This window comes from Streptomyces sp. NPDC101165 (assembly GCF_044768135.1).
In the GTDB taxonomy this organism is placed as follows: domain Bacteria; phylum Actinomycetota; class Actinomycetes; order Streptomycetales; family Streptomycetaceae; genus Streptomyces.
On the sequence record NZ_JBIWPG010000010.1, the window covers coordinates 48,193 to 74,181 of the forward strand.

The 25,989-nt window shown below is 72.5% G+C and carries 20 protein-coding genes and 1 pseudogene; 12 read left to right on the top strand and 9 right to left on the bottom strand.

Annotated elements, in window-relative coordinates:
• Window positions 1–4: 4 nt before the first annotated feature.
• From ACIRVH_RS22060 to ACIRVH_RS22075, 4 genes are all read left to right on the top strand, one after another.
• Window positions 5–3,517, top strand: coding sequence for a DUF5682 family protein (locus ACIRVH_RS22060; protein ID WP_403955833.1), 3,513 nt, complete (start codon window positions 5–7; stop codon window positions 3,515–3,517).
• The gene (locus ACIRVH_RS22065) at window positions 3,514–5,334 is read left to right on the top strand and encodes a hypothetical protein (protein ID WP_403955835.1); all 1,821 of its coding nucleotides are present in this window, start codon (window positions 3,514–3,516) and stop codon (window positions 5,332–5,334) included. Before ACIRVH_RS22060 ends, ACIRVH_RS22065 begins: the two co-directional genes overlap by 4 nt.
• A gap of 205 nt (window positions 5,335–5,539) precedes the next feature.
• A complete protein-coding gene (locus ACIRVH_RS22070) occupies window positions 5,540–6,358 on the top strand; it encodes a LuxR C-terminal-related transcriptional regulator (RefSeq protein WP_403955837.1) in 819 nt (272 codons plus the stop codon).
• 179 nt (window positions 6,359–6,537) lie between these two features.
• Window positions 6,538–8,256 carry a hypothetical protein gene (locus tag ACIRVH_RS22075; protein ID WP_403955838.1) on the top strand — a complete coding sequence of 573 codons (1,719 nt, stop codon included), beginning with the start codon at window positions 6,538–6,540 and terminating at the stop codon, window positions 8,254–8,256.
• Here the strand turns inward: ACIRVH_RS22075 and ACIRVH_RS22080 are convergent.
• On the bottom strand, window positions 8,249–10,666 hold the full coding sequence (locus tag ACIRVH_RS22080) for an NB-ARC domain-containing protein (RefSeq protein ID WP_403955840.1): 2,418 nt from the start codon (window positions 10,664–10,666) through the stop codon (window positions 8,249–8,251). The genes ACIRVH_RS22075 and ACIRVH_RS22080 overlap by 8 nt on opposite strands.
• Window positions 10,667–10,840: 174 nt before the next feature.
• Here ACIRVH_RS22080 and ACIRVH_RS22085 point away from each other — a divergent pair, with 174 nt between their 5' ends.
• The 3 genes and pseudogenes from ACIRVH_RS22085 to ACIRVH_RS22095 all read left to right on the top strand — a co-directional run.
• Window positions 10,841–12,028 carry a cytochrome P450 gene (locus tag ACIRVH_RS22085; protein ID WP_403955841.1) on the top strand — a complete coding sequence of 396 codons (1,188 nt, stop codon included), beginning with the start codon at window positions 10,841–10,843 and terminating at the stop codon, window positions 12,026–12,028.
• A gap of 210 nt (window positions 12,029–12,238) precedes the next feature.
• Complete coding sequence (locus ACIRVH_RS22090) at window positions 12,239–12,454, top strand: DUF4177 domain-containing protein (protein ID WP_145880104.1); 216 nt, start codon at window positions 12,239–12,241, stop codon at window positions 12,452–12,454.
• Window positions 12,455–12,457: 3 nt separating this feature from the next.
• A pseudogene (locus ACIRVH_RS22095) lies at window positions 12,458–12,763 on the top strand (SAM-dependent methyltransferase); the annotation flags it as partial.
• A gap of 25 nt (window positions 12,764–12,788) precedes the next feature.
• On the opposite strand, the gene ACIRVH_RS22100 reads toward ACIRVH_RS22095, so the two are convergent.
• The 3 genes from ACIRVH_RS22100 to ACIRVH_RS22110 form a co-directional block, all read right to left on the bottom strand.
• The gene (locus ACIRVH_RS22100) at window positions 12,789–14,273 is read right to left on the bottom strand and encodes a DEAD/DEAH box helicase (protein ID WP_403955843.1); all 1,485 of its coding nucleotides are present in this window, start codon (window positions 14,271–14,273) and stop codon (window positions 12,789–12,791) included.
• Between the two features lie 170 nt (window positions 14,274–14,443).
• Window positions 14,444–14,647: a cold-shock protein gene (locus ACIRVH_RS22105; protein ID WP_384436196.1), complete on the bottom strand. Its 204-nt coding sequence runs from the start codon at window positions 14,645–14,647 to the stop codon at window positions 14,444–14,446.
• Between the two features lie 574 nt (window positions 14,648–15,221).
• Window positions 15,222–16,238: a DNA-directed RNA polymerase subunit alpha gene (locus ACIRVH_RS22110; RefSeq protein WP_403955846.1), complete on the bottom strand. Its 1,017-nt coding sequence runs from the start codon at window positions 16,236–16,238 to the stop codon at window positions 15,222–15,224.
• Between the two features lie 216 nt (window positions 16,239–16,454).
• On the opposite strand from ACIRVH_RS22110, the gene ACIRVH_RS22115 reads away from it, so the two are divergent.
• On the top strand, window positions 16,455–16,676 hold the full coding sequence (locus ACIRVH_RS22115; protein ID WP_403955848.1) for a hypothetical protein: 222 nt from the start codon (window positions 16,455–16,457) through the stop codon (window positions 16,674–16,676).
• Window positions 16,677–16,762: 86 nt separating this feature from the next.
• Here the strand turns inward: ACIRVH_RS22115 and ACIRVH_RS22120 are convergent, their stop codons facing one another.
• Entirely contained in the window at window positions 16,763–17,185 is a 423-nt protein-coding gene (locus ACIRVH_RS22120) for a secondary thiamine-phosphate synthase enzyme YjbQ (RefSeq protein WP_403955850.1), read from the bottom strand.
• A gap of 254 nt (window positions 17,186–17,439) precedes the next feature.
• Between ACIRVH_RS22120 and ACIRVH_RS22125 the strand changes: the two genes are divergently transcribed.
• Window positions 17,440–18,222: a class I SAM-dependent methyltransferase gene (locus ACIRVH_RS22125; RefSeq protein WP_403955852.1), complete on the top strand. Its 783-nt coding sequence runs from the start codon at window positions 17,440–17,442 to the stop codon at window positions 18,220–18,222.
• Between the two features lie 173 nt (window positions 18,223–18,395).
• Window positions 18,396–19,853 (top strand): ATP-binding protein, encoded by a 1,458-nt coding sequence (locus ACIRVH_RS22130; RefSeq protein WP_403955854.1) that lies wholly within the window; start codon window positions 18,396–18,398, stop codon window positions 19,851–19,853.
• Window positions 19,854–20,114: 261 nt separating this feature from the next.
• On the opposite strand, the gene ACIRVH_RS22135 is transcribed toward ACIRVH_RS22130, so the two are convergent.
• Both ACIRVH_RS22135 and ACIRVH_RS22140 read right to left on the bottom strand, forming a co-directional pair.
• Window positions 20,115–20,648 carry a hypothetical protein gene (locus ACIRVH_RS22135; protein WP_403955856.1) on the bottom strand — a complete coding sequence of 178 codons (534 nt, stop codon included), beginning with the start codon at window positions 20,646–20,648 and terminating at the stop codon, window positions 20,115–20,117.
• A 67-nt stretch (window positions 20,649–20,715) separates the two neighbouring features.
• A complete protein-coding gene (locus tag ACIRVH_RS22140; RefSeq protein ID WP_403955858.1) occupies window positions 20,716–21,387 on the bottom strand; it encodes a hypothetical protein in 672 nt (223 codons plus the stop codon).
• Between the two features lie 111 nt (window positions 21,388–21,498).
• On the opposite strand from ACIRVH_RS22140, the gene ACIRVH_RS22145 reads away from it, so the two are divergent.
• A complete protein-coding gene (locus ACIRVH_RS22145; RefSeq protein WP_403955860.1) occupies window positions 21,499–22,602 on the top strand; it encodes an NAD(P)-binding domain-containing protein in 1,104 nt (367 codons plus the stop codon).
• Between the two features lie 12 nt (window positions 22,603–22,614).
• On the opposite strand, the gene mltG is transcribed toward ACIRVH_RS22145, so the two are convergent.
• Window positions 22,615–23,508 (bottom strand): endolytic transglycosylase MltG, encoded by an 894-nt coding sequence (gene mltG, locus ACIRVH_RS22150; RefSeq protein WP_403955862.1) that lies wholly within the window; start codon window positions 23,506–23,508, stop codon window positions 22,615–22,617.
• 68 nt (window positions 23,509–23,576) lie between these two features.
• A complete protein-coding gene (locus ACIRVH_RS22155; protein ID WP_403955863.1) occupies window positions 23,577–25,379 on the bottom strand; it encodes an ABC transporter ATP-binding protein in 1,803 nt (600 codons plus the stop codon).
• A 115-nt stretch (window positions 25,380–25,494) separates the two neighbouring features.
• Here ACIRVH_RS22155 and ACIRVH_RS22160 point away from each other — a divergent pair, with 115 nt between their 5' ends.
• Window positions 25,495–25,944, top strand: a complete 450-nt coding sequence (locus ACIRVH_RS22160; RefSeq protein WP_145880093.1) for a MarR family winged helix-turn-helix transcriptional regulator — start codon at window positions 25,495–25,497, stop codon at window positions 25,942–25,944.
• The last annotated feature ends 45 nt before the right edge of the window (window positions 25,945–25,989 follow it).

Below are 25,989 nucleotides of genomic sequence, written 5' to 3' on the forward strand. Positions count from 1 at the left end.
GGCCGTGCTCCACCCTTCTCCCGAGGACGCCGTCCTGGCCCTCACCGACCCGGCGGCGCCGTACCTCATCGGCGTACGGCACCACGCGCCGTCCCTGGCCGCTGCCGTACCGGCGCTGCTGGACGCGGCGAAGCCGGACGTCCTGCTCGTCGAACTCCCCGCCGAACTGCAGGACTGGCTGCCGTGGCTCGCCCACGAGGAGACGCGGGCCCCGGTCGCCCTCGCCGCCGCACCCCGCGACGGAGGCGGGGGCCCGGCGTTCTATCCCTTCGCCGACTTCTCACCGGAACTGGTGGCGGTGCGGTGGGCGGCACGGCACGGCGTACCGGTCGTCGCCTGCGACCTGCCGCTCGCGGACCGGGCGTGGGGCGGAGCGGGGCGCGAGGAGCCCGCCGGCCGCGGGAACCCGGCGGTGGAGGGATCCCTCGCCGGGCTCGGTACCGCCCTGCGCTCCCGGCTCACCGGGCGCCCCGGTGACGACCTCTGGGACCGGCTGGTCGAGGCCACCGCCCCGGGTTCGTCGCCGGAGGCCCTGCGGCGGGCCGCGCTGCTCACGGGGTGGGCGCTGCGCGAGGACGCGGCGGGCTCGGGCGGGGTGCCGGAGCTGGACCTGCGGCGGGAGCGGTGGATGCGGTCGTGTCTCGCCGGGGCCACCGCGAACGGGGAGCGTGCCGCCGTGGTGGTGGGCGCCTTCCACGCGCCGGCGCTGCTGGCACCGGCCGACAGCGACGCGTCCGACCGGCCCGCCACGGACTCGCCCTGGACGACCTCCCTCATCCCGTACACCTACGCCCTCCTCGACGAGCGCTCCGGCTATCCCGCCGGTATCCGCGACCCCGAGTGGCAGCACCGGGTGCTCGGCGCCGCCGGCGATCCGGCCGCGCTGGAGGACGTGCTGACCGGTGCGGCCGTGCGGGTGTGCGCCGAGCTGCGGGCGCTCGGGCATCCCTCCGGGCCGGCCGACGCGCGCGAGATCGTGCGGCTCGCCGGTGATCTGACCCGGCTGCGGGGGCTGCCCGCGGCGGGCCGGGGTGAGCTGGTGGAGGCCGTGCAGACGGTGCTCGCGCAGGGCGAGCCGTACGGGCGGGGGCGGGCCGTCGCCCGGGCGATGGAGACGGTGCTCGTCGGCACGCGCGCGGGCCGGCCGGCACCGGACGCGCCGCGCAGCGGGCTCGCTCCGGCGGTCGAGGCGGAGCTGGCCGCGCTGGGCCTGCCCGGTCCGGCGGACTCCGGCCCCGGCACCGCCCGCGATCTGCGCCTCGACCCGCTCCGCTCCGAGCTGGACCGCGGCCGCGAACTCCTGCTGCGCCGCCTGACAGTGTGCGCCGTGCCGTACGCGGAGCCCAAGGAGGTCGCAGGCGCGGGCGGCGCCGAGGCGCTGACGTCCCGCTGGGAGGTGCGCTGGACGCCCGCGACGGCGGCCGTGCTGACCGCGGCGGGCGTCCGTGGCGTCACCCCGGCCCAGGCCGCCGAAGGTCTGCTGCGGGAACGGCGGCGCACGGAGCAGGACGAGGGCGGGCCCACCGCGGCGCAGGTCCTGCGCGGCCTGGAGCAGGCGGCGGAGTGCGGACTGCCGGGCCTGACGGACGAACGGCTCGACGACACGGCCGAGGTGCTGCCGAACTCCGGCACGCTGCCCGAACTCCTCGCCGGACTGGCCCTGTCGGACCGGTTGCGGTCCGGTCACATCGCGGGACTGCCGGCCGACGAGGACCGTACGGCACGGGCGGCGGCCGTGGCCGAGCTGCTCACCGCCGCCGCCGTGCGCCAAGTGGACGGCCTCACCGGTTCCGAGGACCCCGCCGACGCACACGCCCTGCTGGAACTCGCCCACCGGGCAGACCTGTTGGGCGGGATCCGGCTCACCGACGCGCTTTCCCGGCTGGCGGCCGACGGTTCCCCGCTGATGCGCGGCGCAGCGGGTGCCGTACGCGTGCTGCTCGGTCACGAGGATCCGCGGGGCTTCGGCGACCGGGTGGCGTCCTGGGTGGACGGCGCCTGCGATCCCGGGTCACGGTCCGCGCTGACCGCGCGGCTCGCGGGACTGCTGACCGCGGCGGGCCAGTTGCTCGAGTCGGCGGCGCCCGCACTGGAGCCGTTGCTGGGGCGGGTGTCGGAGCTGTCCGACCGGGACTTCCTGGACCGGTTGCCCGCGCTGCGGGGCGGCTTCGACACGCTCAGTCCGGCCGCCCGCGACCGGCTCCTGTCCGCCGTCGAGGAGCGCCTGGACGAGCGCCATCTGGCCGACACCGGCGCCGTCGACCCCGGCGCGCTGGCCGCCTGGACCCGCGCCGACCTCGCGGCCCGCGAGGCCCTCGGCGCCTGGGGCCTCCTGCCGCCACCCCGGCGGCCCGAGGCCGCTCCGGCCCCGGCCGCCGGACCGGCCGACGCAGCCTCCGGCGCGGACCACCGGCTCGCGCCGGCCGACCGCTGGCGCCTCCTGCTGGGCCGTCGTACCGACCAACTGCACGGATCCGCCCGCCCGTTGGCGACGGCGCTCGACGAGCTGTACGGCAGCGGACGCGGGGAGGGCAGCCGGGGCGACCTCGCCGGTGCGGGGCACGGCGGCGGTCGGGAGGCGTCCTACCCCGGGGTGCGGGAGTGGTCCGAGGAGCTGGCGGCGCTCTTCGGCCCGGGCATCCGGGAGGAGGTGCTGGCGGCCGCCGCCGCGACGGGCCGGCCGGACGTGTTCGCGGAGCTCGACCCCGACGCCGCACGGCCCTCGGTCGACCTGCTCCGCTCGGTGCTCCGGCACGCGGGCGGGCTGCCGGAGGCCCGGCTGGCGACGCTGCGTCCGCTCGTCCGCCGTCTGGTCGACGCGCTGACCCGCCAACTGGCCACGCGGCTGCGCCCGGCGCTGCACGGCACCGCCCTGCCGCGCCCCAGCCGCCGCCCGGGCGGCGGACTCGACCTGCCCCGCACCCTGCGGGCCAACCTGGCGACCGCGCGCCGCACTCCGGACGGCACGGTCCAGGTCATCCCGGAGCATCCCGTCTTCCGCACCCGGGCGCGAAAGGCCGCCGACTGGCGCCTGGTCCTCGTCACCGACGTGTCGGGGTCCATGGAGGCATCCACGATCTGGGCGGCGCTCACGGCCTCCGTGCTGGCCGGGGTGCCCACCCTGTCCACGCACTTCCTGGCCTTCTCCACCGAGGTCATCGACCTGACCGACCATGTCGAGGACCCGCTGTCGCTGCTGCTGGAGGTCAGCGTCGGCGGCGGCACCCACATCGCGGCCGGGCTGCGGCACGCCCGCGAACTGGTCACCGTGCCCTCGCGGACACTCGTCGTGGTCGTCAGCGACTTCGAGGAGGGCTACCCCCTCGGCGGGCTGCTCGCCGAGGTCCGCGCCCTGGTCGGCGCCGGCTGTCACGTCCTCGGGTGCGCGAGCCTGGACGACGCCGGCCGCCCTCGGTACTCCACCGGGGTCGCGAGCCAGTTGGTCGCCGCGGGGATGCCGGTGGCCGCCCTCAGTCCGCTCGAACTCGCCCGCTGGGTAGGGGAGAAGATCGCATGAACCAGGATCTCGCGAGCGAGCAGCGGGTGAGCACGGCTCTGCCTCCGGTCGCCCCGTCCGTCACCGCCGAACTCGTCGCGGCGCTCTCGCCCCGGCTGCGCAAGCGGCTCGACGCGGGCATCGCCAAGCTCGCGGAGCGCCCGGTCGTCCGGGACGGCGACACCGTGCGGATCGCCGTCGACGACAGCACCGACGTCGAACTCCACGCCCCCGGCGGCGCGGTGACCAGCGCGGAGGCCGTCCGCTGCGGCTGCCTGCTGGCCCCGGACTGTCTGCACCGCGCCGCGGCGGCGTCGGCGGCACCGATCGCGGAACCGGAAGCCGAACCGGTCGCGGCCCCGCCGGCCGAACCGGAACCGGCGACAACTCCGAACGGGGCATCGGCGGCAGAACCGGGCGCGGCCGTCGGCTCCGGTGCGGCGCAGACCGGTTCGGAGGGACCGGTGGACGGAACGGAACCTGAGCGCGCCACGCCCGAACAGTGCGCCGCCGCCCGTGCCGTCCATGCCGCCGCGACCGCCGTACTCGAAGCCGGTACGGACGGTTCCGGAGCAGTCCTCCAGGCGGAGCTGCTCCGCGCCGCGCACACGGCACGCCTCGCGGGTCTCCCGAGGGCCGCCGCCACGGTGGTCTCCGTGGTCACCGCGCTGCGCGCCGCCCGCTCCGCCGACCCGGCCTACCGCCTCGCCGACCTCGTCACCGCGCTCCGCGACGCCCTGTCGGCGGCCCACCGCATCCCGCACGCCGTCGGCCCGGAACTGACCGAGCTGCGCGGCACGGTACGGCAGCCGTACCGGCCGGACGGCTCGCTGCGGCTGTACGGCCTCTTCTCCGAGCCGGTGCTCACGGCAAGTGGGTACGCGGGCGCCGTCACGTGGACCGCCGACGCCGAGGGCCGCCTGTACCAGGTGTCGGACGTGGCACCGGGCGGCGCCGGTCGGGCGGTTGGCGCGGCCGACCGGGCCGTACGCGTCGGTGACACGGCTCTGACCCACCGGGAACTGTCCCGGGCCGGGCTCGCGGTGTCGGGGGCGACGGTCTCCCCGACGGGCCGGCTCGGCGCGGGCGCGGGAGTACGGGCGGTCCGTGCGTCCGGTGCCGACTGGCGCGCGGAGCCCCTGGACCGGCTGTGGGCGGCGCCTGTCGCCGACCAGGTGTCCCGTGCCCTGAGCGGTGGCCCCGACCTGCTCTTCCTGGACGTCACCCTCACGGGCACGGTCCGGGAGGCGGCGGGCGACAGTCTGCTCGCCGAGTGCGGGGGCGTCCCGCTGCGGTTGACCGCCGCGCACGACCACCCGGCGCTCCCCCACCGCGACAACCTCCGCCTGCTCGCCGCCGCCCGCGGCAGCCGGCTCCGGGTCGTGGCCCGGCTCGTACCGGCCCCGCACCCCAGGGCCCAGCTGCTGGCGACCGAGCACCCCACCATGCCCGGCATCCGGGTCGACGCCGGCCTGGACCGGCTGCTCCGAGCCGACCTGCCCGCCTCCCCGGCGCCGGTGGCCGCGGCGCCCACGCCCGACGAGGCTCCCGTGCACCTGCTGCGCCGGCGCGTGCACCAGGCGGCCTCGGGCGGCCGGCTCGTGCTGTCCTTCCCCGGGACCACGGCGGCCGACGTCCGGCGGCTGAGCCGGCACGGTCTGGCGACGGCGGGGGACCTCGTGGACGAACTCCACGCGGCCGCGGCGGTGCGGTCCCGCGATGTCTTCGGCCGGCTGCTCCCGGCGGACACCGACCGCTTCGCCCGGGCCTGGCTGGCCGCGGCCCGCTACACCGACGAGGTCGACCGCGCGCTGTGCGCGGCGGCCTGGGGTGCCTGAGGCGGGCGGACGGTGCGGGGCGGCGGCCACGCCGGACGGGCCGCCGCTCCCCCGCGCCTGCGGCCCACCCGGCGTGCGTCCGAGAAGGTCGCCGCCGCCGGGTTGAAGTCTGCGACAGCTGGGGACGGCAGGGGTATGCGTACAAGTACGTACGCGGCGCCGGGCGGGAGGACGGCGAACGGGAGACTCACGCGGAGAGAAGCACGTGGTACAGGGGCTGGACAAGGCCTACGAACGCCTGGTGGCGGTCGCCGTGACGGCGCTCCACGAACGGGAGCCCGGGCGTCTGTGGCCACTGCTCGGCACCGCGCTCACGGACCTGTGCGGCGGCGAGGCGGTCGTCCAGAAGCTGGACGACTGGAGCGAGAGCGAGGGCACCGTCGGAGTGGCCCCCGACGCCGCCGCCACCGAACTGGGCCGGCTCCGGGACCCGGACCTGGCTCTGCTGCGCACGGGCTACCCTCTCGCCGACCACTACACGGCCCGGCCCGACCGGACCCCGGTGACCGCGTACCGGGCGGCGGGCCACGCCTGGCCGGGCAGTCCGACGGCCCGTCTGCTCGGTGACGTCCTCGACGTCGACCACGTGCTCGGCGTACCGCTCCCCGGGAGCGGCGCCCCGATCACCGGTTGCCTCGTCTACCGCTCCGGTACGGACTTCACCGACGACCACCTGAGGATGGCCGAGCGCGCGCAGCCGTTGCTGGCCGGCGTGGAGCGGCAGCGGCAGCTCCTGGAGGAGTGGCGGCGGTCGCTGGCCCCGGCCGGAGCGCCGGACGAGCTGGCGGCGGACTGTGCGCTCACGCCCCGCGAGACGGCCGTGCTGCTCCTGCTCGCCGACGCGCTGACCGCGGACGCCATCGGCCGCCGACTCGGCATCTCGGCCCGCACGGTGCACAAGCACGTGGAGAACATCTATCGCAAGCTGGGCACCCGCGACCGGGTCGGCACGGTTCTGCGCGCTCAGCGGCTCGGTCTGGTCCCGTCCCCCGGCGCCCAGGGGCCCTGTGCCGGCCCTTCCTGATTGGTTACCGTGGAGCGGTCCGCCGGGAGCGAGCAGATCTGAAGGGTTGTCAGCCAACTTGTCATTTGATAGGCCGACTGTGCCGCCGAGCCGCGAGCCGCGAGCCGCGAGCCGCGAGCCGCGAGCCGCGAGCCGCTGGTCCGGTGCGGTGCGGTGCGGGAGCCGGGGGTGCGGACGTGGTGTCCGGTAACCCCTTCCTGCGGGTTCCGGTAGGCCCCGACGCCCATCGCTGGCGCACCTTCCCCACCGAGCGGACCCTGGTCGTCGCCGCGCGCACCGTCACGTCCACGGTCCGCGTCCTGGAGGCGCTCCCCGCCCTGCTGCGCGACGACCCCCGGGTGAGCGTCGTCTTCGCCCACGACCCCACCTCCGCGTTCGGCTCAGGGGTGCTCGACCTGCTGCGCACGTCCGGCTGCCGGGTGATGCCCTGGGAGCAGCTGGCCCACATCAGGGCCGACCTCGTGCTCACCGCGAGCGAGAACGTGGACGTACCGGAGGGCGACTGCCCGGTCCTGGTGCTGCCGCACGGCGTGGGCTTCCAGAAACGGGTCCCGGACGCGCGCGGGCCGCACGACCGGCTGTCCGGCCTCGTACCGGACGCGCTCCTGGAGTCCGGCAGGGCCTGGCTCGCCGTCTCGCACCCCGACCAGGAGCGGCAACTCCTCGCCGCCCACCCGAAGACCGCCGGCCGCACGCTCATGCTGGGCGATCCCTGCTTCGACGAGCTGCTGGCCGGCCGGCGGCGCAGGCACGCGTACCGGGAGGCCCTGGGTGTCGCGGAGGACCAGCGGCTCGTCGTCGTCAGCTCCACCTGGGGGACCACTTCTCTCCTGGGCCGGCACCCCGACCTGCCCGTCCGCCTCCTCGGCGCGCTCCCGCACGACGAGTACCGGGTCGCCGCCGTCGTCCATCCCAACGTCTGGTCGGCCCACGGCGCCTGGCAGATCAGGTCCCTGCAGTCCGCGGCACTGGACGCGGGGCTGATCCTGCTGCCTCCCGTCCACGCCTGGCGCTCCGCCCTGGTCGGGGCGGACGTCGTCATCGGCGACCACGGCTCGGTGACGCTGTACGGTGCCGCGCTCGGAACTCCGGTCCTGCTCGGGGCGTTCGGCGCCGACGCGGTGCCGGGGACCGCTGTCCACGACCTGGCCGCGGCCGCCCCGCGCCTCGACCCGGGCGCGGAGCTGAGGTCCCAGGTCGAGAGCGTCGTACGGGACCACACCCCTGAGCGCTACGCCGAAGTGGCGCGCCGGGCCTCCGCCGATCCGGGAAACGCCCTCGCACGGCTGCGCGCGGCCGTCTACGAGCTGCTGAAGCTGCCGGAGCCCGCGTCCGGGCCCCCGCCGGACCTGCTGTTGCCCGACCCGGAGCAGGCCGCCCGGCCGGTCACCTCGTCGCTGGTCGTCACCGAGGTGAGCGAGGAGGGGGGCGGTCCGGTCGTCACGGTACGGCGTTTCCCGGCAGCGGCCCGTGCGCACGTCCAAGGCGACCTGGAGAGCACACAGCCTCACTCCTTCACGCACCTCGCCTGCTCGGACGGCGAACGGGACCGCCGGCTGCTGGAGAGCGCGTCCGTCGTCGAGCGGACGGACCGTGCCGACAGCGCGGCCGAGGCCCTGCGGTGGATCCGTGCCACTGAGGCGGAGCTGCCCGGCAGTCTGCTGGCCGCCTGTGCGGTGCGGGGCGGCGGCCATCTGGTCGGGCTGCGCGACGGGCGCGTGGTGGAGGTGGCCGTCACCGGTCCGCCGATCGGGCCCGGGCTCGCCGCGGCCGTCGTCTACGCGTGCCTGCGCCAGGGCCGTTCGCCGGCCGACGCCTTGCTGACGCTGCGGATCGGTGCGGTGCGGGACGAGGACGTGGTGCTGCGGCTGCGGCCCGTACCTCCCGTCGTCAGCTGAGGTCCCGCAGCCGTCGGCGCACCTCCTCCGCGCCCGGGTTGCCGCTCGCCTCGTAGATCTCGAGCGCCCGGGTCAGCCAGGCCCGCACGGCCTCCTGGTGGCGGCCGGTCCGCTCGGCGATGCCGAGGAGTGCGAGCAGGGCTTCGGCTTCGTAGTGGGTCGCGTTCTGGTCCCGCAGGGTGCCGGCGGCGGTGCGCAACGCGTGGACGGCTTCCTCGGTGTGGCCGAGGTGGTTCTGGGCGAGGCCGATGGCCAGGTGGACGCGGGCCGCCATGCGGTGGTCGGGCTCGGGGAGGTCCAGCAGGTCCTGCCGGGCCTCGGTGAGCGTGGCCAGGGCCGTCGCGCGGTCCCCGCGGGCGTCCAGTGCGCAGCCGAGGAAGAAGGCGGCCAGGGCTTCGCCACGCCGGTCCCCGGCACGCCGGTTGAGGTCGAGGGAGTACCGGTACGTCTCGACCGCGCGGGGCGGGTCGAAGCGGTCCAGGTAGCGGCCGAGGAACTCCTGGACGGAGGCGCGCAGCAGGAGCCGGTCGGTCGACTCGGCGAGGGTGACCGAGCGTTCCAACTCGGTGCGGGCGCGGTCGTACTCGCCGAGGTCCGTCAACGGGCGGGAGAGCAGGCTGCGGAGGCGGGCCTCGCCCGCCACGGCCTCGGCCGCGGTCTCGCCCGGGGTGTCCGGGTCCGCGGCGAGTGCGCCGGCGGCTTCGGCGCCCAGTTCCAGGGACTCCTTCCAGGCACCCAGGTAGCGGTGGTGGAGGAAGAGGGCCGTGAACGCCTCGGCCAGCGGCCAGGCGACGGTGTGCAGACCGTGGCGTACGGCGGCCCGCAGGACGGCCAGGATCGCGGCGCACTCGGCGTCGAGCCAGATCAGCGGGGAGGGGCCGGCGTCAGCGGAGAAGGGGTCGCAGGCGCCCGCCAGGTGCGCGGACAGATCGGCGATCCGCAGCCGGTCCCTGCGCAGGGCGCGGTCGGCGAGCGCGCCGAGCACGAGGTAGTGGGTGGCCACCCGTTCGAGCAGCGCGGTCTCCTCGGTGGCCGGCTCCTCCTCGACCGCGCGCTCACGGGCGTACAGGCGGACGAGGTCGTGCATGCGGTGACGCCCGTCGCGTTCGGTCTCCAGCAGGCTCGCGGCGGCGAGTTCGCGCAGCAGCCGCCTGGCCGTGCGGGTGTCGACACCGGCCGCCGCTGCGGCGACCCCGGCGTCGAAGAGCCCGGCCGGCACCCAGCCGAGCAGGCGGAACATGCGGGCGGGTCCGGGCGGCAGCAGCCGGTAGGAGGGCCCGAGGACGGCGGACACCGAGTACGTGCTGCCGGGCAGGGACATCCCGTCCAGCCGGTCGGCCTCGTCCTCGAGTTCGTCGGCGAGGTCCATCGGGGTCAGGGCGTCGTCGGTGAGCAGCCGGGTCGCCACGATGCGCAGGGCGACGGGCAGGCCGCCGCACAGGTCGACGAGGCGTGCGGCCGCCGCCGGGTCGGTCTCGACGGTCTCCCGTCCGCACTGGTCGGCCAGCAGGGTCAGGCCGCTCTCCCTGTCGAGGGGTTTCAGCGCGATGAGGTCGGCTCCGTCGACCGCCACCAGTTCGGTGAGCCTGCTGTGGCTGGTGACGACGACCGTGCTGCCGGGCCCGCTGGGGATCAGGGGCCGCACCTGGGCGGGCAGGGTGACGTTGTCGATGAGGACGAGGATGCGCCGGTCGCGCGAGCAGGAGGCGTACTGCCGGGTCAGTTCGGCGAGCGTGGCCGGGACATGCTCGTCGCTGCGCAGGAGCGCCTTGAGGATGGCGGCGAGGGCCTGGGAGACGTCGGCGCCCATGGCGGCGCCGACGGCGGAGTCGTCACGCAGGGCGGCGTAGTCGACGTAGAAGAGCCCGTCCGGGAACCGGTCCCGCTCCTTGTCGGCCCAACGGCATGTGAAGGCGGTCTTGCCGACCCCGGGCAGCCCGGCCAGCACCGCGAGGCCGACCCGGCCGGGCTCGCCGCACAGGGCGTCCATCCGGTCGAGTTCGGCGACCCGGTTGCTGAACGTGCCGGTCAGGGCCGGGATGTGGTCGGGAGGCGCGTCACCGGCGGCCGGTCGCGCGTCGAAGGTGATGTCGTACGACGTTGCCGGCATGAGTTCGGACAGGAGGTGCCGAAGTTCCTCGGCCGCCTCGGGGTCGCTCCGCAGGATGTCGAGCAGGCGCCGTTCCCAAGCCGCGGCGACCCGGTTCGCCGCCCGTTCCTCCTCGCCCCGCTCCCGGGCCGCGTCCAACTCCTCGCGGGAGGCCTCCAGTTCCTCGTCCGCTCCGCGCTCCGAGAACCGGCCGGTCAGCCGCCGGGCCAGGTGCTTGGTCTTCCCCCAGGAGTCCGCGACCATGAGCCCGATCAGGGCCGTGGCCCCCTGCGCGGCGAGCGTCCCCAACTCGGCGTCCACCAAGCCCCCTTCACGTCATCCACCAGCACCGGGACAGGCGCAGCCCACGGTAGAAGGATCTCCCCCGGATTCCCAGTCGGCCGCGCCGTCACCCCGGGAAGGTCGGCCACACATACGCTCTGCGGGGGATCCGGGGATGCCGGAATTCCAGGAACGGGAACAGGGGAAGCTTCCATGGTGACAGCGGGCCGGTTTCCGCTCGGCTCCGCGACCACGCTCGCGGAGCTGGAGAACGACCCCCACCCGCGGCTGGCCCTGCTGCGCGCCCGCGAACCGGTTTCGTGGCTCCCCGTGCTGGGCGGCTGGCTGGTGACCCGGCGTGATCTCGCACTGCGCGTGATGCGTGACGCGACGACCTTCACGGTGGACGACCCCCGCTTCTCCACCGCCCAGGTGGTCGGTCCGAGCATGCTCTCCGTGGAGGGCGCCGAGCACAAGCGGCACCGCGCCCCCTTCACCGACCCGTTCCGCGCGCAAGATGTACACGACCGGTTCACCGGGTTCGTGGAACGGGAAGCCGCCCGGCTCGTGGAGGGCATCCGGCCGCGTGGCAACGCCGAACTGCGCCGGGAGGTGGCCGGGCCCCTGGCCGTCGCCGTCGTTGCCGAGTCGCTGGGACTGGTCGGGGCGGACGCCGGTGCCGTGCTGTCCTGGTACGACGCCATCGTGGGCGCGGTCTCCGACATCACCGCCGGGCTGCCGGCGAACCCCGCCGGGGCGGCGGCGTTCGACCAGTTGCGAGGAAGCGTCGAGGCGACGGTCGCGGCAGGAGGCGAGGCGTCGCTGCTGGTCACGGCAGCCGAGAGCGAGCGCCTGAAACTGCCGGAGGTGGTCGCCAACGCCGCCGTGCTGATGTTCGGCGGGATCGAGACCACCGAGGGCATGATCGCCAACGTCGTACTGCACTTGCTGGCACACCCTGGTCAACTCGCCCTCGTGCGTGCCGATCCGGACCTGGTCGACGCGGCGATCGAGGAATCACTCCGCCTGGAACCCGCCGCGGCGGTCGTGGACCGCTACGCAACAGCCGACGTGACGATCGGCGGGGCCGACGTGCGGCGCGGTGATCTGGTGGTCGTGTCGCTCGCCGGCGCGAACCGCGACCCAGAGGTCTTCCAGGACCCCGACGGTTTCGACGTGCGACGGGGCAACTCCCGCCTCCAGTTGGCCTTCGCGCACGGCCCGCACTTCTGTCTGGGCGCCCACCTTGCCCGCCTGGAAACCCGCGCCTGCCTCCGCGCGCTCCTCGACCGTCTCCCCGGCCTGCGGCTCGACCCGGCCTCGCCCACCGCGCCCAGAGGCCTGGTCTTCCGGAAGCCCCCGGCTCTGCACGTCCGTTGGGACGTGCCGACGCAGCGCTGACGCGGCGTCGGCCTACCTCCGGCTGACGAGCGTCTTGGACCTACCGGCCCTGGACCGTACGGCGCCGGGCCCACGCCCGAGGTGCACGCTGCGTCATAGCCCTCCTCGCCCAGCCCTCGATGACATGCCCCCGCCTTGTTGGGCAACGTCGCATGGTGATTGGCTGTCCCCGGTTCCGTCAGCCAGTCCATCCACGGGAAGGCCCCAGCCATGAGCAACCCCTACGCACTCGAGTACAAGGTCGTCACCTTCCGCGAGTCACTGATCGGAGACGCACTGGACAGCGACAAGCTGGAGAAGGTTCTGAACAAGCACGCCGAGGACGGCTGGGCCCTCAAGGCGATCACGTCCGCCGACGTCAAGGGCCGTATAGGGCCCGGTGCGGTCGAGGGCCTGCTGATCACTCTGGAGCGTCCGCGCCGCTGACGGCTGCCGTTTCTGCCGCCCGGGCAAGTCGCGGTGCCGTTCGACCTCTCCGATCGGCATCTCGGCTTCGACACCTTCGACACCTTCGACCCGGTTGAGCAGATTCTCTTCTCGCGCCCCTTCACCCGCGACAGCGACGACGGCCGCCACCGCCACGGCAACTCCCGGCACCGGTGCGCATGGCCCGCGGAGCTCGACCTGATGGCACGGATCGCGGGGCTCGTGCTGGAACGACGCGGCGCGGACGGGGACGGGGCGCCGTCGACCCAGGACTCCGCGGAGCTCATCTCCGTGCGGCGCAGGCGAGCCAGCGTCCTAGGGCACCGTTGCCGACCTACGCGCCACGACGGACCCGCGCGGCCTTGCGGGCCTCGGCAATCTGGCGGGCCTCAGCAGACCGGCGAGACTCGCCCTTGCCGCCGGCTCGCCCCGGGCGGGTGCCCAGACCCCGGAAAGGGGCACCGCCGCGCTTCGGGCGCTCCGCGACCGGCTCGCTGCCGCCGACAGGGACACCCGAGGGAGCCTGTGCGCCGGTGATGCGGCTCAGCTCGGCCTCACCGGAGCGGACCTGCGTGATCTGCGGCCTGATGCCTGCGTCGGACAGGAGACGGGCCATGTCCCGGCGCTGGCCGGGGAGGACCAGCGTGACGACACTGCCGGACTCGCCGGCACGGGCAGTTCGGCCACCACGGTGCAGGTAGTCCTTGTGGTCGTTGGGCGGGTCGACGTTGACGACGAGATCGAGGTCGTCGACGTGAATGCCCCGAGCAGCCACGTTGGTGGCCACCAGCGCCGTGACGTCGCCGGACTTGAACTGTGCCAGGGTGCGGGTGCGCTGGGGCTGCGACTTGCCACCGTGCAGCGCCGCGGCCTTGACACCGCTGCTCAGCAGGTGCTTGGTGAACCGGTCGACAGCGTGCTTGGTGTCCAGGAACATGATCACGCGCCCGTCGCGGGCGGCGATTTCGGTGGCGGTGGCGTACTTGTCGGCGTCGTGCACCTGCAGCACATGATGCTCCATCGTGGTGACCGCGCCCGCCGACGGGTCGACCGAATGGACCACCGGGTCATGGAGGTAACGACGGACCAGGAGGTCGATGTTGCGGTCCAGCGTGGCCGAGAACAGCATGCGCTGACCGTCGGGACGTACCTGGTCCAGCAGTTCGGTGACCTGCGGCATGAAACCCATGTCCGCCATCTGGTCGGCCTCGTCCAGGACGGTGATGTTCACCCGGTCCAGGCGGCAGTCCTTGCGCTCGACGAGATCCGCGAGGCGGCCGGGTGTCGCGACGACCACCTCGGCCCCGGCTCGCAGTGCGCCGGCCTGCCTGCCGATCGACATTCCGCCGACCACAGTGGCCAGTCGCAGCTTCAGCAACCGGGCGTACGGGGCGAGCACATCGGTGACCTGCTGGGCCAGCTCGCGCGTGGGGACGAGGATCAGGGCCAGCGGCTTCCGCGCCTCGGCACGCTGCCCGCTCGTGCGCACGAGGAGCGCCAGACCGAAGGCGAGCGTCTTGCCCGAACCGGTGCGCCCGCGGCCCAGGACGTCGCGCCCGGCGAGGGAGTTCGGCAACGTGGCTGCCTGGATCGGGAACGGCTCGTTCACACCGAGACTGGTGAGCATCTTCAGCAGCTCGACGGGCATGTCCAGTTCGCCGAAGGTCGCTGCCGCGGGCAGGGCCGGGGTGACGGTGGCCGGCAGCGCGAACTCCCCCGGTGGTGCGGAGGAACGGCGCCCGGTGTCACCTGGACCGGCGCCGCGGCGCCCCTGACCCTGTGAACGGAAACGGTCGTTCGTGCGGGCTGAACGGCTCATGGAGAACCTTCCTCGGCAGGGCGCGCATCGAGGAATTCCCGACAGGAAGGGCCGGATGAATTGCAAGAACGAGCCGAACGTAAGACTAAAAGAATTCCATCGAAATACAAAAACAAATATCTGGGACCCCGCCGTAAGGCGGGGTCCCAGATATTTCGTACGCTTCGACGTCAGGCGGGAGTGATGTTCTCCGCCTGCGGACCCTTCTGGCCCTGCGTGATGTCGAAGTTCACCTTCTGGCCTTCCTGGAGCTCACGGTAGCCCTGGGCGGCGATGTTCGAGTAGTGGGCGAAGACGTCCGGGCCGCCGCCGTCCTGCTCGATGAAGCCGAAGCCCTTTTCCGCGTTGAACCACTTGACGGTGCCAGTAGCCATGTCACATCTCCTTGGGGGCAGTGCCCGCGGGCCCGCACCGTGCGGACCCCTGCGTTGCCACAATGAACCCCGTCCGGATAAGCACCGGAGATACAAAAATGCCCGACGACATACAGTCGCCGAGGCACTTGAAGTTTCGGGAACCACAACTGCAACTGCCAGTAAGTTTAGCACGGTACGCGCATCCGCACTAGTTTCACCCGTGCCGCAACGCCTCGGCCGCACGGGAGCACCGCAACAGCACGTCAGCCCGGCGTCGACGCGAGTACATTCGGAATGTCCCGACTTGTTTCCACGAAAAGCGGGTCCGGAATCACTCGGTGTCCAGCTCTTCGAATCTCTCCCGCGGTCAGGCCGTGGTGACGGGCTCGGTACGCGGGGACAAGGGCGTTCACGCCGTAACGGTGATCCAGGCTCGGTGGAAATGGCAGCCGCCTTCGCCGTCCTGATCAGGGCAGGAGGGCTCGGGCGTCTGCATCTCCGCCGGCAGGCCATCGGGGAGCCGGGGGTGGTCGGCCGGTGCTCATCGCCGGCTCCTCCGCCTTCCTGGCTCCCCTACGACCTGTCGCGGCCCTCAGTACTGCTCGGTCTCCATGAAGCCCGAGTTCCCGTTGTCGTCCGCGTCGAAGGCAGCGGCGGTCGGGTCGAATCCGGGCGGGCTGTCCTTGAGGGCCAGGCCCATGCCGGCCAGCTTGGCCTTGACCTCGTCGATGGACTTCGCACCGAAGTTGCGGATGTCCAGGAGGTCGGCCTCGGAGCGCGCCAGGAGCTCACCCACCGAGTGGACGCCCTCACGCTTGAGGCAGTTGTAGGAGCGGACGGTCAGCTCCAACTCCTCGATCGGCAGCGCCATGTCGGCGGCCAGGGCGGCGTCCGTCGGGGACGGACCCATGTCGATGCCCTCGGCGTCGATGTTCAGCTCGCGGGCGAGACCGAACAGCTCGACCAGGGTCTTACCGGCGGAGGCCATGGCGTCACGGGGACGCATCGCCTGCTTGGTCTCGACGTCGACGATCAGCTTGTCGAAGTCGGTGCGCTGCTCGACACGCGTGGCCTCGACCTTGTACGTGACCTTCAGGACCGGCGAGTAGATCGAGTCGACCGGAACACGGCCGATCTCCTGGCCCACCTGCTTGTTCTGCACGGCGGAGACGTAGCCGCGACCGCGCTCGACGGTCAGCTCCATCTCCAGCTTGCCCTTGCCGTTGAGCGTGGCCAGGACGAGGTCGGGGTTGTGCACCTCGACACCGGCCGGGGGCGCGATGTCGGCGGCGGTGACCAGACCCGGACCCTGCTTGCGCAGGTACATCACGACCGGCTCGTCGTGCTCCGAAGAGACGACCAGCTGCTTGATGTTGAGGATCAGGTCGGTGACGTCCTCCTTGACGCCCGGCACGGTGGTGAACTCGTGCAGGACACCGTCGATGCGGATGCTGGTGACAGCAGCGCCGGGGATCGACGACAGGAGGGTACGGCGGAGCGAGTTGCCGAGGGTGTAGCCGAAGCCCGGCTCCAGCGGCTCGATCACGAACCGGGAGCGGAACTCGTCGACGACCTCTTCGGTCAACGAGGGACGCTGAGCAATCAGCACGAGGTATTGCCTCCAATGTTTGGCGCCCGCTATCTGACGCCGTGGACACCACGAAGGGTACGGGCGGTTCGGCCACCTACGAAGCCGAACCGCCCGACCCCGCCCGTCTGCCGACCGGTCGGCAGACTCGATGCATGCCGGTGGGGTCCAACGATCAACTACTCTTGCACCTGAGAGTCAACCACCAGCGCAGCTCGAAGGCGCATACTGGGGGCAATGACAAAGCCTGCTGCACCGAAGCGTCATCTGCCCACCAGCCCCTTCAAGCCCCCGGTCACACCCGCCCCCAAGCACTTCGCCGTGGGCGACCAGGTCACACACGACGTGTACGGCCTCGGCCGAGTGATCGGCATCGAGGACGGAGTCGCAGCTCTCGTGGACTTCGGCTCGGAGCAAATGCGGATCTTGAGCCCGTACGTCAAGATGACCAAGCTCTAGGACCTCTGCGCCCGGTCACGGCACTCTGCGCGCAGTCAACTTCCTCGACCATCGGCCGACCGCCGAAGGTGCCCCTCGGAAGGAAGTCACGCCAGGAAGCTCAACCGGACCCGACGGTCCGCGTTGTCCGTGTTCGTGTCCACGAGGCACACGGACTGCCAGGTACCCAGCTCCAGTTGGCCGCCGATGACCGGAAGGGTCGCGTGCGGCGGGACGATAGCGGGCAGGACGTGGTCGCGGCCGTGGCCCGGGCTGCCGTGCCGGTGCTGCCAGCGGTCGTCGGCGGGGAGCAGGGTGTGCAGGGCGGCCAGGAGGTCGTCGTCGCTGCCGGCGCCCGTCTCGATGACGGCGATACCGGCAGTTGCATGGGGCACAAAGATATTCAGCAGGCCGTCGCGGCCGGCCGCCGTCTCGCGCAGGAACTCCTCGCAGTCGGAGGTCAGGTCGACGACCCGCTCCCGGGAGCCGGTGGCGACGTTCAGCATCCGAGTGGTGAAGGCATCTGACATGCCCCCATCCTGGTCCATACGCCGGGTCCCCATGGCGTGGCGCGACCGCTTCCTGGTATGTGAGGTCCATAGGGCGAGACACGATTGGCCATGGAGCGGCCGTCTGGCTACGTGCGGCCGCACGGTGCGTTCAGCCCCGCAGACACCCCCGCCCCGCCCGGGCCCACCGGCTCCACACCGTCTGCGGAGAGGCCGTAGGGCTCGCCCCGGGCTACGCTGCCAGGCGGGGGCTGTCGTGGATCACGGAGTCAGCCATGCCGAAGCCCAATCTGTCGAGGAACCGGTCGTCTCTGAGGCACAAGCTCCGATATGCCGTACGGCACCCCCGACGTATGCCGCCCTATCTACGCCGCGCCGCGCGGGACACCTGGCTGGGCTTCCACCACCGCGACCACGTCGCGTACTACCGCGCCGTCATGGCCTCCGACACCGCGCGGAGCCCCGAGCGTGCCGTCGGCAGCGGCTCGGAGGCCAGCTGGCTGGCGCTCGGGCAGATGCAGTTCGACTACCTGGTCGAACACGGTCTGAAGCCGCAGGACCGCATGCTGGAGATCGGCTGCGGGAACCTTCGCGCGGGGTGGCGGTTCATCGACCACCTCGACCCCGGTCACTACTACGGCATCGACATATCGCCGGACATCCTCCTCGCGGCGCAGCGCACCCTCGTCCATCGTGGCCTGCAGAGCCGCCTCGCCCGCCTGGCCCTCGTCGAGAACCTGACGCTCGACTTCCTGCCCTCGGGCTGGTTCACCGTGGTGCACGCCCACAGCGTGTTCTCGCACTCGCCGCTGGAGGTGATCGACGAGTGCCTGGCCAACGTCGGGCGGGTACTGGCCCCGGGCGGCTTCTTCGACTTCACCTACGACCGCACGGAGGGGCCCGAGCACCAGGTGCTCCACGAGGACTTCTACTACCGCACCGAGACTCTCCTCTCGCTGGCCGAGCGGCACGGTTTGACCGCACGTTTCATGGACGACTGGGAGCGGCGTCCGCACGGCCAGTCGAAGATCCGGGTCACGCACGCGGTGGCGGTGTAGCAGTCCAGGGGCACGAATCGATCTCCAAGGGGTTCGCCCGGCTCGACGAGCGGATGCATCAGAGCTGGTGAGAGCCCAGTAAGAGGAGCCGCCGACAGCCCTCGGGCCCTGCCGTCGGTGGGGGTCGGCCAGGCACACTGGCTGCGCCGACCGCCCCGGAGGAAGCACCATCCATGGACAGCACACGACAGCGGCTCGCGATCCTGCACCCCCGTCGCAGCCTGGGCACCGTGTTCGCCCTCTCCTTCGCCTGCGTCACGGCTGCCACCACCCTCCTCGGCGGCTTCGTCAGCTACAGCGTGGCGGCGCGGATGGTGCGGGTCGACCAGGACGACGTCTTTCGCGGCGTGGTGGGAGACCTCCGCCAGCAGGTCGCCCAGCAGCGTCTGTCGCCGTCGGACTACTTCAGCGTGAGCCCCGACCGCGACAGCCCCCGCGACGACCTTTCGCGCCGCATCCGCACCGACGTCCAGGTCCTCGGTGCCGCAGGCCGTGTCGAGGAGCGCGGCTACCCGGCGCTGAAGGTCCGCGCGGCCGACCGGGCCGCCGCCTCACACTCCAGGGCCGGCCACACCATCTACTACAAGACCGAGATCGAGGGTGACCGCTATCGGGTCGCCACCGTCGCACTCGGCGGCGGCCGGGGCGCCGTACAGGTGGCCCAGCAGTACAGCGACACCGAGGACCTGCTCCGGGAGCTCAAGGAGCGCACCGTCGAGCTGAGCGCCGTCGTCATCGTGGTGGCCGGCCTGGCGGGCTGGTGGCTGGCGCGCAGGATCGCCGGGCGGCTGGTGCGGCTGACCCGGGCCGCCGAGGACGTGGCGCGCACCGGCCGGCTGGACACCGAGGTCCCCGTCGCCGGGCAGGACGAGGTCGGCAGGCTCGGGCGGGCGTTCGACGGCATGCTGGGACGGCTCGCCGCCTCCGAGGAGATCCAGCGTCGCCTCATCCAGGACGCCGGGCACGAACTGCGCACCCCGCTGACCTCGCTGCAAGCCAACGCGGCACTTCTGGACCGCATCGACCGACTGCCGCCGCAGGCAAAGGCGGACCTGATCGCGGACATGAAGAGCGAGACCCGCGAACTGGTCAACCTGGTCAACGAACTGGTCGAGCTGGCCGCCGGGGACCGGGATGCTGAGCAGCCCACGGAGGTGACCCTGAGCGCCGTGGCCGAGGACGCGGCCGCCCTCGCCCGGCGCCGTACCGGCCGGGAGATCGTCGTCGACGCCGACGACAGCGTCGTACGGGTCCGGCCGTCCGCGGTGCAGCGGGCGCTGTCCAACCTGCTGGAGAACGCAGCCAAGTTCGATCGGGACGGGACCGAGCCCATAGAAGTCGTCATCATGGGCACGCGCGTGGAGGTGCGCGACCGCGGACCGGGCCTGGCCGACGCCGACCTGCCCCGTGTCTTCGACCGCTTCTACCGCGCCGACAGCGCCCGCAGCCTGCCCGGCTCCGGGCTGGGACTGGCGATCGTGCACGCCGTCGCCCTCACCCACGGCGGCACGGCCTTCGCCCGCAACCGCCCCGGCGGCGGCGCGGTCATCGGCTTCACCACCGCCCCTGCCTCCCTCGCCGAACACCCTCGTACGGCGCCGACGGCCGACTCCACCGCCACGCCACGCTGACCGACAGAACCGGCCCGACCACCCTCCCGGCCTGTGCGTTGAACGTCACCGACCGCGCCGTCACCCGCCGTGGGGCCGCCCTCCGGACCGCTCCCCCACCACGCCTGTGGCCGCTTGACTCGGTGGTACTCGTACTTGGCCTGTCCACGCTGGTCTGATCAAGCGTCACCGGTACCCGCACATCGTCGCGCTCACCCGTGCTGACGCATCGAATCGACCCAAAGCCCCTTCAGCGATGACACGCGACTTCGGGGTGATGCGTCAGAAGCTGATCAAGTCGAGCCAGAAGGAGAGGAGCGAGGCCAGTGCGCCGGGGGCGCCCGCGCCGAAGGCGAACACCATGGCCTGACCGATCGCCACGTCGGTGGGGTCGAGGCCGTGGGACCAGGTCAGCCTGGCGTCGATGCCGGGGATGTCACGGAGGGAGGCGTACGAGCGCAGGGTGCCCTGCGCTTCGGCGATGGGCGTGCCGTTACGCAGGAGCCGGGCCCGGCGCAGGCTGGTCGGCCGCAGCTCGTAGGTACGCTCATCCATCACGGCCGTGCGGGTGCGCGATCTCCGCCGCAGAGCCCAGCGGCTGCCGTTCCCCCGGCGCGTGGGGATCACCTGCCCGTCGACCTTGATCTGGCCGTGCTCACGGTCGGGCAGCACCATGACGGGTGGCATGCCCGGTCCCTGGACGAGCGCGATGGCTGCGGGCCCCCGGTTGTAGCTGATACGTATCGGCCCGAACGGGCTGTCGGCCGTCCGGTGCTGGGAGAGCCGGATGCTACGGCGCTTGCTGAAGAAGGACATGCTCGGATCGGCTCCGGAGACGGGGAGTTGGGGACAGGACGGGCACGCGCGGCGTCGCCGGTCGTCGTCAGCTGCGGGGTGCCCCTGGATGCCAGGACTGGTACGGCGCTGCTCCTGGCGCAGATTGCTGATGCGGCATCGCCACGGGTGCTGGGCGGTGGGTGCTCAGCAGTGCCTCGAACCCGGCCCGCAGTTCCCGCGCCTTGTCGGGCCGGGCGGTGTAGGCGACGACGGATCCGTCGACGCGCTGGACCGTCACCACAGCGCCGGTACTCGGATCCTCCTGGCCCAGCCACACTCCGCCGAGGGCAGTGGCAGGCACCCACCCGGGCTCGGACTCCGGGCCGCCCTCGCGCCAACGGCGCAGCACCTTCCGCCGATAACCCGGGATCAGCAGACCCGGGAGCGTCACCACGACGAGGAGGAAGAACGCGATGCTCCCCACCACCCCGGCTGCCCACCGCAGCAGCGCGAGGAGCGCCGCGTAGCAGGCCGAGACGATGAACACCCAGAGGCAACCCACCGCGACGGCGTGCGGCGCACCAGCCTTGTTCAACAGGCTGTAGAGGCCCGCTGAAGCGAGCAGCACCAAGACCGTGACGCAACCGGCCGTGTCGCCGAGGAACGCTTCCGCGACACGGCCGGCAAGCCGGTCGCGCCTGACGACGAAGCCGTGGTCATGGAATTGAACGCATATACGTCCCCCGGGCGTGGCTCTGACGCCGGCGATCTCACGCATGCCGCTCACCCTAGCCGGACGTCCGCCTGCCGCTCTCGCCTGGACGACCACAGTGTCGTCTGCACACGAGCGCTCGGGAAGATCCATGACCACCTCGCTGTTGGTGGAACCGTGAACGAATTGCGCGAGGTCGAGGTAGTGGTCATAGGCGCTGGGCAGGCCGGTCTGTCCAGCGCCTATCACCTGCGGCGCACCGGCTTCGAGCCGGACCGCGACTTCGTGGTCCTGGACCACTCCCCCGGCCCCGGCGGCGCCTGGCAGTTCCGCTGGCCGTCCCTGACGTACGGCAAGGTGCACGGGATGCACGCGCTGCCGGGCATGGAGCTGACGGACGCCGATCCGGCCCGGCCCTCCGCGGAGGTGATCCGCGAGTACTTCGACCGGTACGAGCGCACCTTCGACCTGCGGGTACGGCGCCCCGTCGACGTCCGCGCCGTGCGCGAGGGGGACGACGGGCGACTGCTCGTGGAGACCTCCGACGGCAGCTGGTCCACTCGGGCGCTGATCAACGCGACCGGCACCTGGGACCGGCCGTTCTGGCCGCGCTACCCCGGCCAGGAGACCTTCCGCGGACGGCAGTTGCACACCGCGCAGTACGCCGGCCCCGAGGAGTTCACCGGGAAGCGGGTCGTGGTCGTCGGCGGCGGGGCGTCCGGCACCCAGCACCTGCTGGAGCTGGCCCCGTTCGCGGCCGCCACCACCTGGGTCACCCGGCGGCCCCCGGTGTTCCGCGAGGGCCCGTTCGACCGGGAGGCGGGCCGCTCGGCGGTGGCCCTGGTGGAGGAACGGGTACGGCAGGGTCTGCCGCCGCGGAGTGTGGTCTCCGTCACCGGACTTCCGCTCAACGACGCCATCCGGCAGGGACTGGCCGACGGGGCCCTGGACCGGCAGCCGATGTTCGACCGGATCACCCCGGACGGGGTGAAGTGGAACGACGGTCGGCACGTGGACGCCGACGTCATCCTGTGGGCCACCGGCTTCCGGGCCGCTCTCGATCACCTCACGCCGCTGCGGCTGCGCGAACCCGGCGGCGGGATCCGGATCGAGGGGACCCGCGCGGTCGCCGATCCGCGCATCCACCTAGTCGGCTACGGCCCCTCGGCCAGCACCATCGGCGCCAACCGGGCCGGACGAGCGGCCGTACGGGACATCACGCGGCTGCTGGCCGAAAAGCCGGACGAGCGGGTCGAGCCTGACGAGCCGGCCGCCGCGTGATGTCCCGCCTGCTCAGCGGGGCGGCTGTGTGGCCGGCAGCCGCTGCGGGCTGCCGCTGGGCTGCTGGGGCTGCGCCGACGACTGGTGCGCGGCGTTGAACTCGGCCACGTTGCGCAGGTGCTCGGAGTAGTCGGCGGTGAAGCGGGTGTCACCCGGCCTGATCGTGACGAAGTACAGCCAGTCGCCTGGCGGCGGGTTGATCGCGGCACGCATCGCGTCCTCGCCGGGGTTGTCGATCGGGGTGGGCGGCAGCCCCATGCGCTGGTAGGAGTTGTACACGCTCTCCATGCGGGTGTCGTCCAGGCTGGTGTGCACGGTGTTGCGGTTCAGCGCGTAGTTGATGGTGGAGTCCATCTGCAGCGGCATGCCCCGCTGCAGCCGGTTGAAGATGACCCGGGCCACCCTGCCCATGTCGGCCTTGGTGGCGGCTTCGGCCTGGACGATGCTGGCGATGGTGACGGCCTGGTAGACGTTCACCGCGTTGAGCTGGGCCCCGGCCGCGACCGGCGCCCCGTTGAACTTCTTGTTGGCGGTGTCGACCATGAACCGCAGCAGCGACTCGGGGGTGGCACCCTTCTCGACGGGATAGGTCGCCGGGAAGAGGTAGCCCTCCGGGTTGCCCGCGGCTTCCTTCGGCAGCTTGAGGGCGGCCTTGCCGAGTGACTTCCGGGTGCTGCCCGGGGGCAGCCCGAGGGCCTTGTCGACGGCATCGTAGATCTGGTTCGCGCGCCAGCCCTCCGGGACGACCAGCATGGGGGGCTTCGCCTCCACATGACCGCTCTCCCGAGTCAGCAGCGGCACCGCCACGGCGGCGGTGCCGGCCAGGGCGGCGCCGGACACGACGAGGAGGAGCCTGCCCCGGCGCGTCAGTCGCATCGTGCTCCGTCGCGGAGTGTTCATCTGCATGCTGGCACGTTAATACGTATATCGCTTCAAATCCGACATATCGTCAGCTTGTCGGCTACGGTTCCGTGTCAGCCCGCCGGCTCCAGCTGGGCGTCCCGGCGCACCAGGGCCGCATAGCGCCCGTCCAGCTCCAGCAGCTCCTCGTGCGTGCCCCGCTCGGCGACCCGGCCGGAGTCCAGGACGACGATCTGGTCGGCGCCGCGGACGGTGGACAGGCGGTGGGCGATGGTGAGGGTCGTCCGGTCGGCCGACAGGGCGTCGATGGCGTCCTGCACCGCGGCTTCGGTGCGGTTGTCCAGGGCGCTGGTGGCCTCGTCGAGGATGAGGACCGGCGGGTCGCGCAGGATGGTGCGGGCTATCGCCAGGCGCTGCTTCTCGCCGCCGGAGAAGCGGTGCCCGCGTTCGCCGACGACCGTGTCGTAGCCGTCGGGCAGCGCGGCTATGTGCTCGTGTATCTGGGCAGCCCGGGCCGCCGCGTGGAGTTCCTCGTCGGTGGCGTCCGGCTTGGCGAAGCGGAGATTCTCGGCGACCGAGGCGTGGAAGAGGTACGTCTCCTGCGAGACGACGCCGACCGCGCGGGCGAGGGTGTCGAAGTCGAGGTCGCGCACGTCGACGCCGTCGATGGTGACGCGGCCGCCGGTGACGTCGTAGAGTCGGGGCACCAGATAGCCGAGCGTGGACTTGCCGGCGCCGGTCGGGCCGACCACCGCCAGGCTGCCGCCGGCCGGGACGGTGACGTCGATGCCGTCGAGGACGGGGCCACCCTTGCCGTCGTAGCGGAACTCGACCTCCTCGAAGCGGACCTCGCCCTTGATCGCGTCGAGGTGGACGGGCTCCTCGCGCTCGGTGATGTCGATGGGCAGGTCCAGGTACTCGAAGATGCGCTGGAAGAGCGCGAGGGAGGTCTGGATCTGGACGCCGGTCGCCAGCAGGCTCACGGCCGGGCGGAACAGGCCCTGCTGCAGGGAGACGAAGGCGACGATGGTGCCGAGCGAGACCTGCGGGCCGCCGAGCTGGAGGGCCAGGCCCGCGGTCCAGTAGATGACGGCGGGCATCGCGGCCATGACGATCGTGATCACGGCCATGCGCCAGCGCCCGGCCATGTTCGACTTCACCTCGAGGTCGACCAGCCGCTCGGACTCCTCGGCGAAGGACGAGGTGAGGGAGTCGGAGCGACCCATGGTACGGCCGAGCAGGATGCCGCTGACGGAGAGCGACTCGGTGACCGTGGCGGCCATCGCGGCCATCTGCTTCTGGCGCTGGGTGGTGATCTTCTTGCGTTCGTTGCCGACGCGGCGGCTGATCCACACGAACACCGGCAGCAGGAGCAGCGAGACGACCGTCAGGCGCCAGTCGAGGGCGATCATCGCGACGATGGTGGCGACCACGCTGGTGACGTTGGAGACGAGGGAGGTGGCCGTGGAGGTGACGGTGGCCTGCATGCCGCCGATGTCGTTGGCGATGCGGGACTGCACCTCGCCGGTGCGGGTGCGGGTGAAGAAGGCGAGCGACATGCGCTGCAGGCGGCCGTAGACGGCGGTGCGCAGGTCGTGCATGACGCGCTGGCCGACGGTGGTCGAGATCAGCGTCTGGAGCACACCGAAGACGCTGGACAGGACGGCGCTGAGGATCATGCCGAGCGCGAGCAGGCTCAGCAGGCCGGTGCGGCCGTCGGGGATCGCGACGTCGAGGGTCTCCCTGAGCAGGAACGGCGTGGCCACCGAGACCAGCGAGGAGGCGCCGACGAGAAGGCCGACGATCGCGAGCCGCCCGCGGTAGGGACGGAAGAGCTTCAGGATGCGGCGCACCTGCCGGGGCTGTTCCTTGGCGTCGGCAGGCGGGGTCCAGGAGGGTTCACGGTCGGGATGCATGGGCTCCTACGGAGGTGAGCGGGCGCCGGCCCAGGGTGCGGCCGACGATGGCGAACGGATCGTAGCTCATTGTTACCTATACTCACAATGAACGGCATCCTGATATTGTTCCCGCATGACCACCCCCGATCCCGAGGGCCTGCTCGCCGAGCAGTTGCTGCGGCTCACCCGCCGGGTACACCGCATCCAGAAGCGCCACCTGGAGCGGCGCGACCTGGGCATCACGCCGGCCCAGTCGCGACTGCTGCGCACCCTCGCGCACTACGGCTCGCCCCCGCGCATGGCCGACCTGGCCGAGCGCCTGGAGGTGGTGCCGCGTGCGGTGACGACACTGGTCGACGGGCTGGAGACGAGCGGCAAGGTGCGCCGGGTGCCGGACCCGACGAACCGGCGGGTGACCCGCATCGAGCTGACGGACGAGGGCCGGGCGACCCTGCGCGAGCTGCGCGGCGCGCGCCGGTCGGCCGCCGCGGAGATCCTCGCTCCGCTGACGGAGAAGGAGCGCGAGGTGCTGGGCGTGCTGCTGGACACCTTGATCGACGGAGAGGCCGCCAAGCCCTGCTGAACGGCCACGGCCCCCGCTCCACGAGGTCGGAGCGGGGGCCGCGTG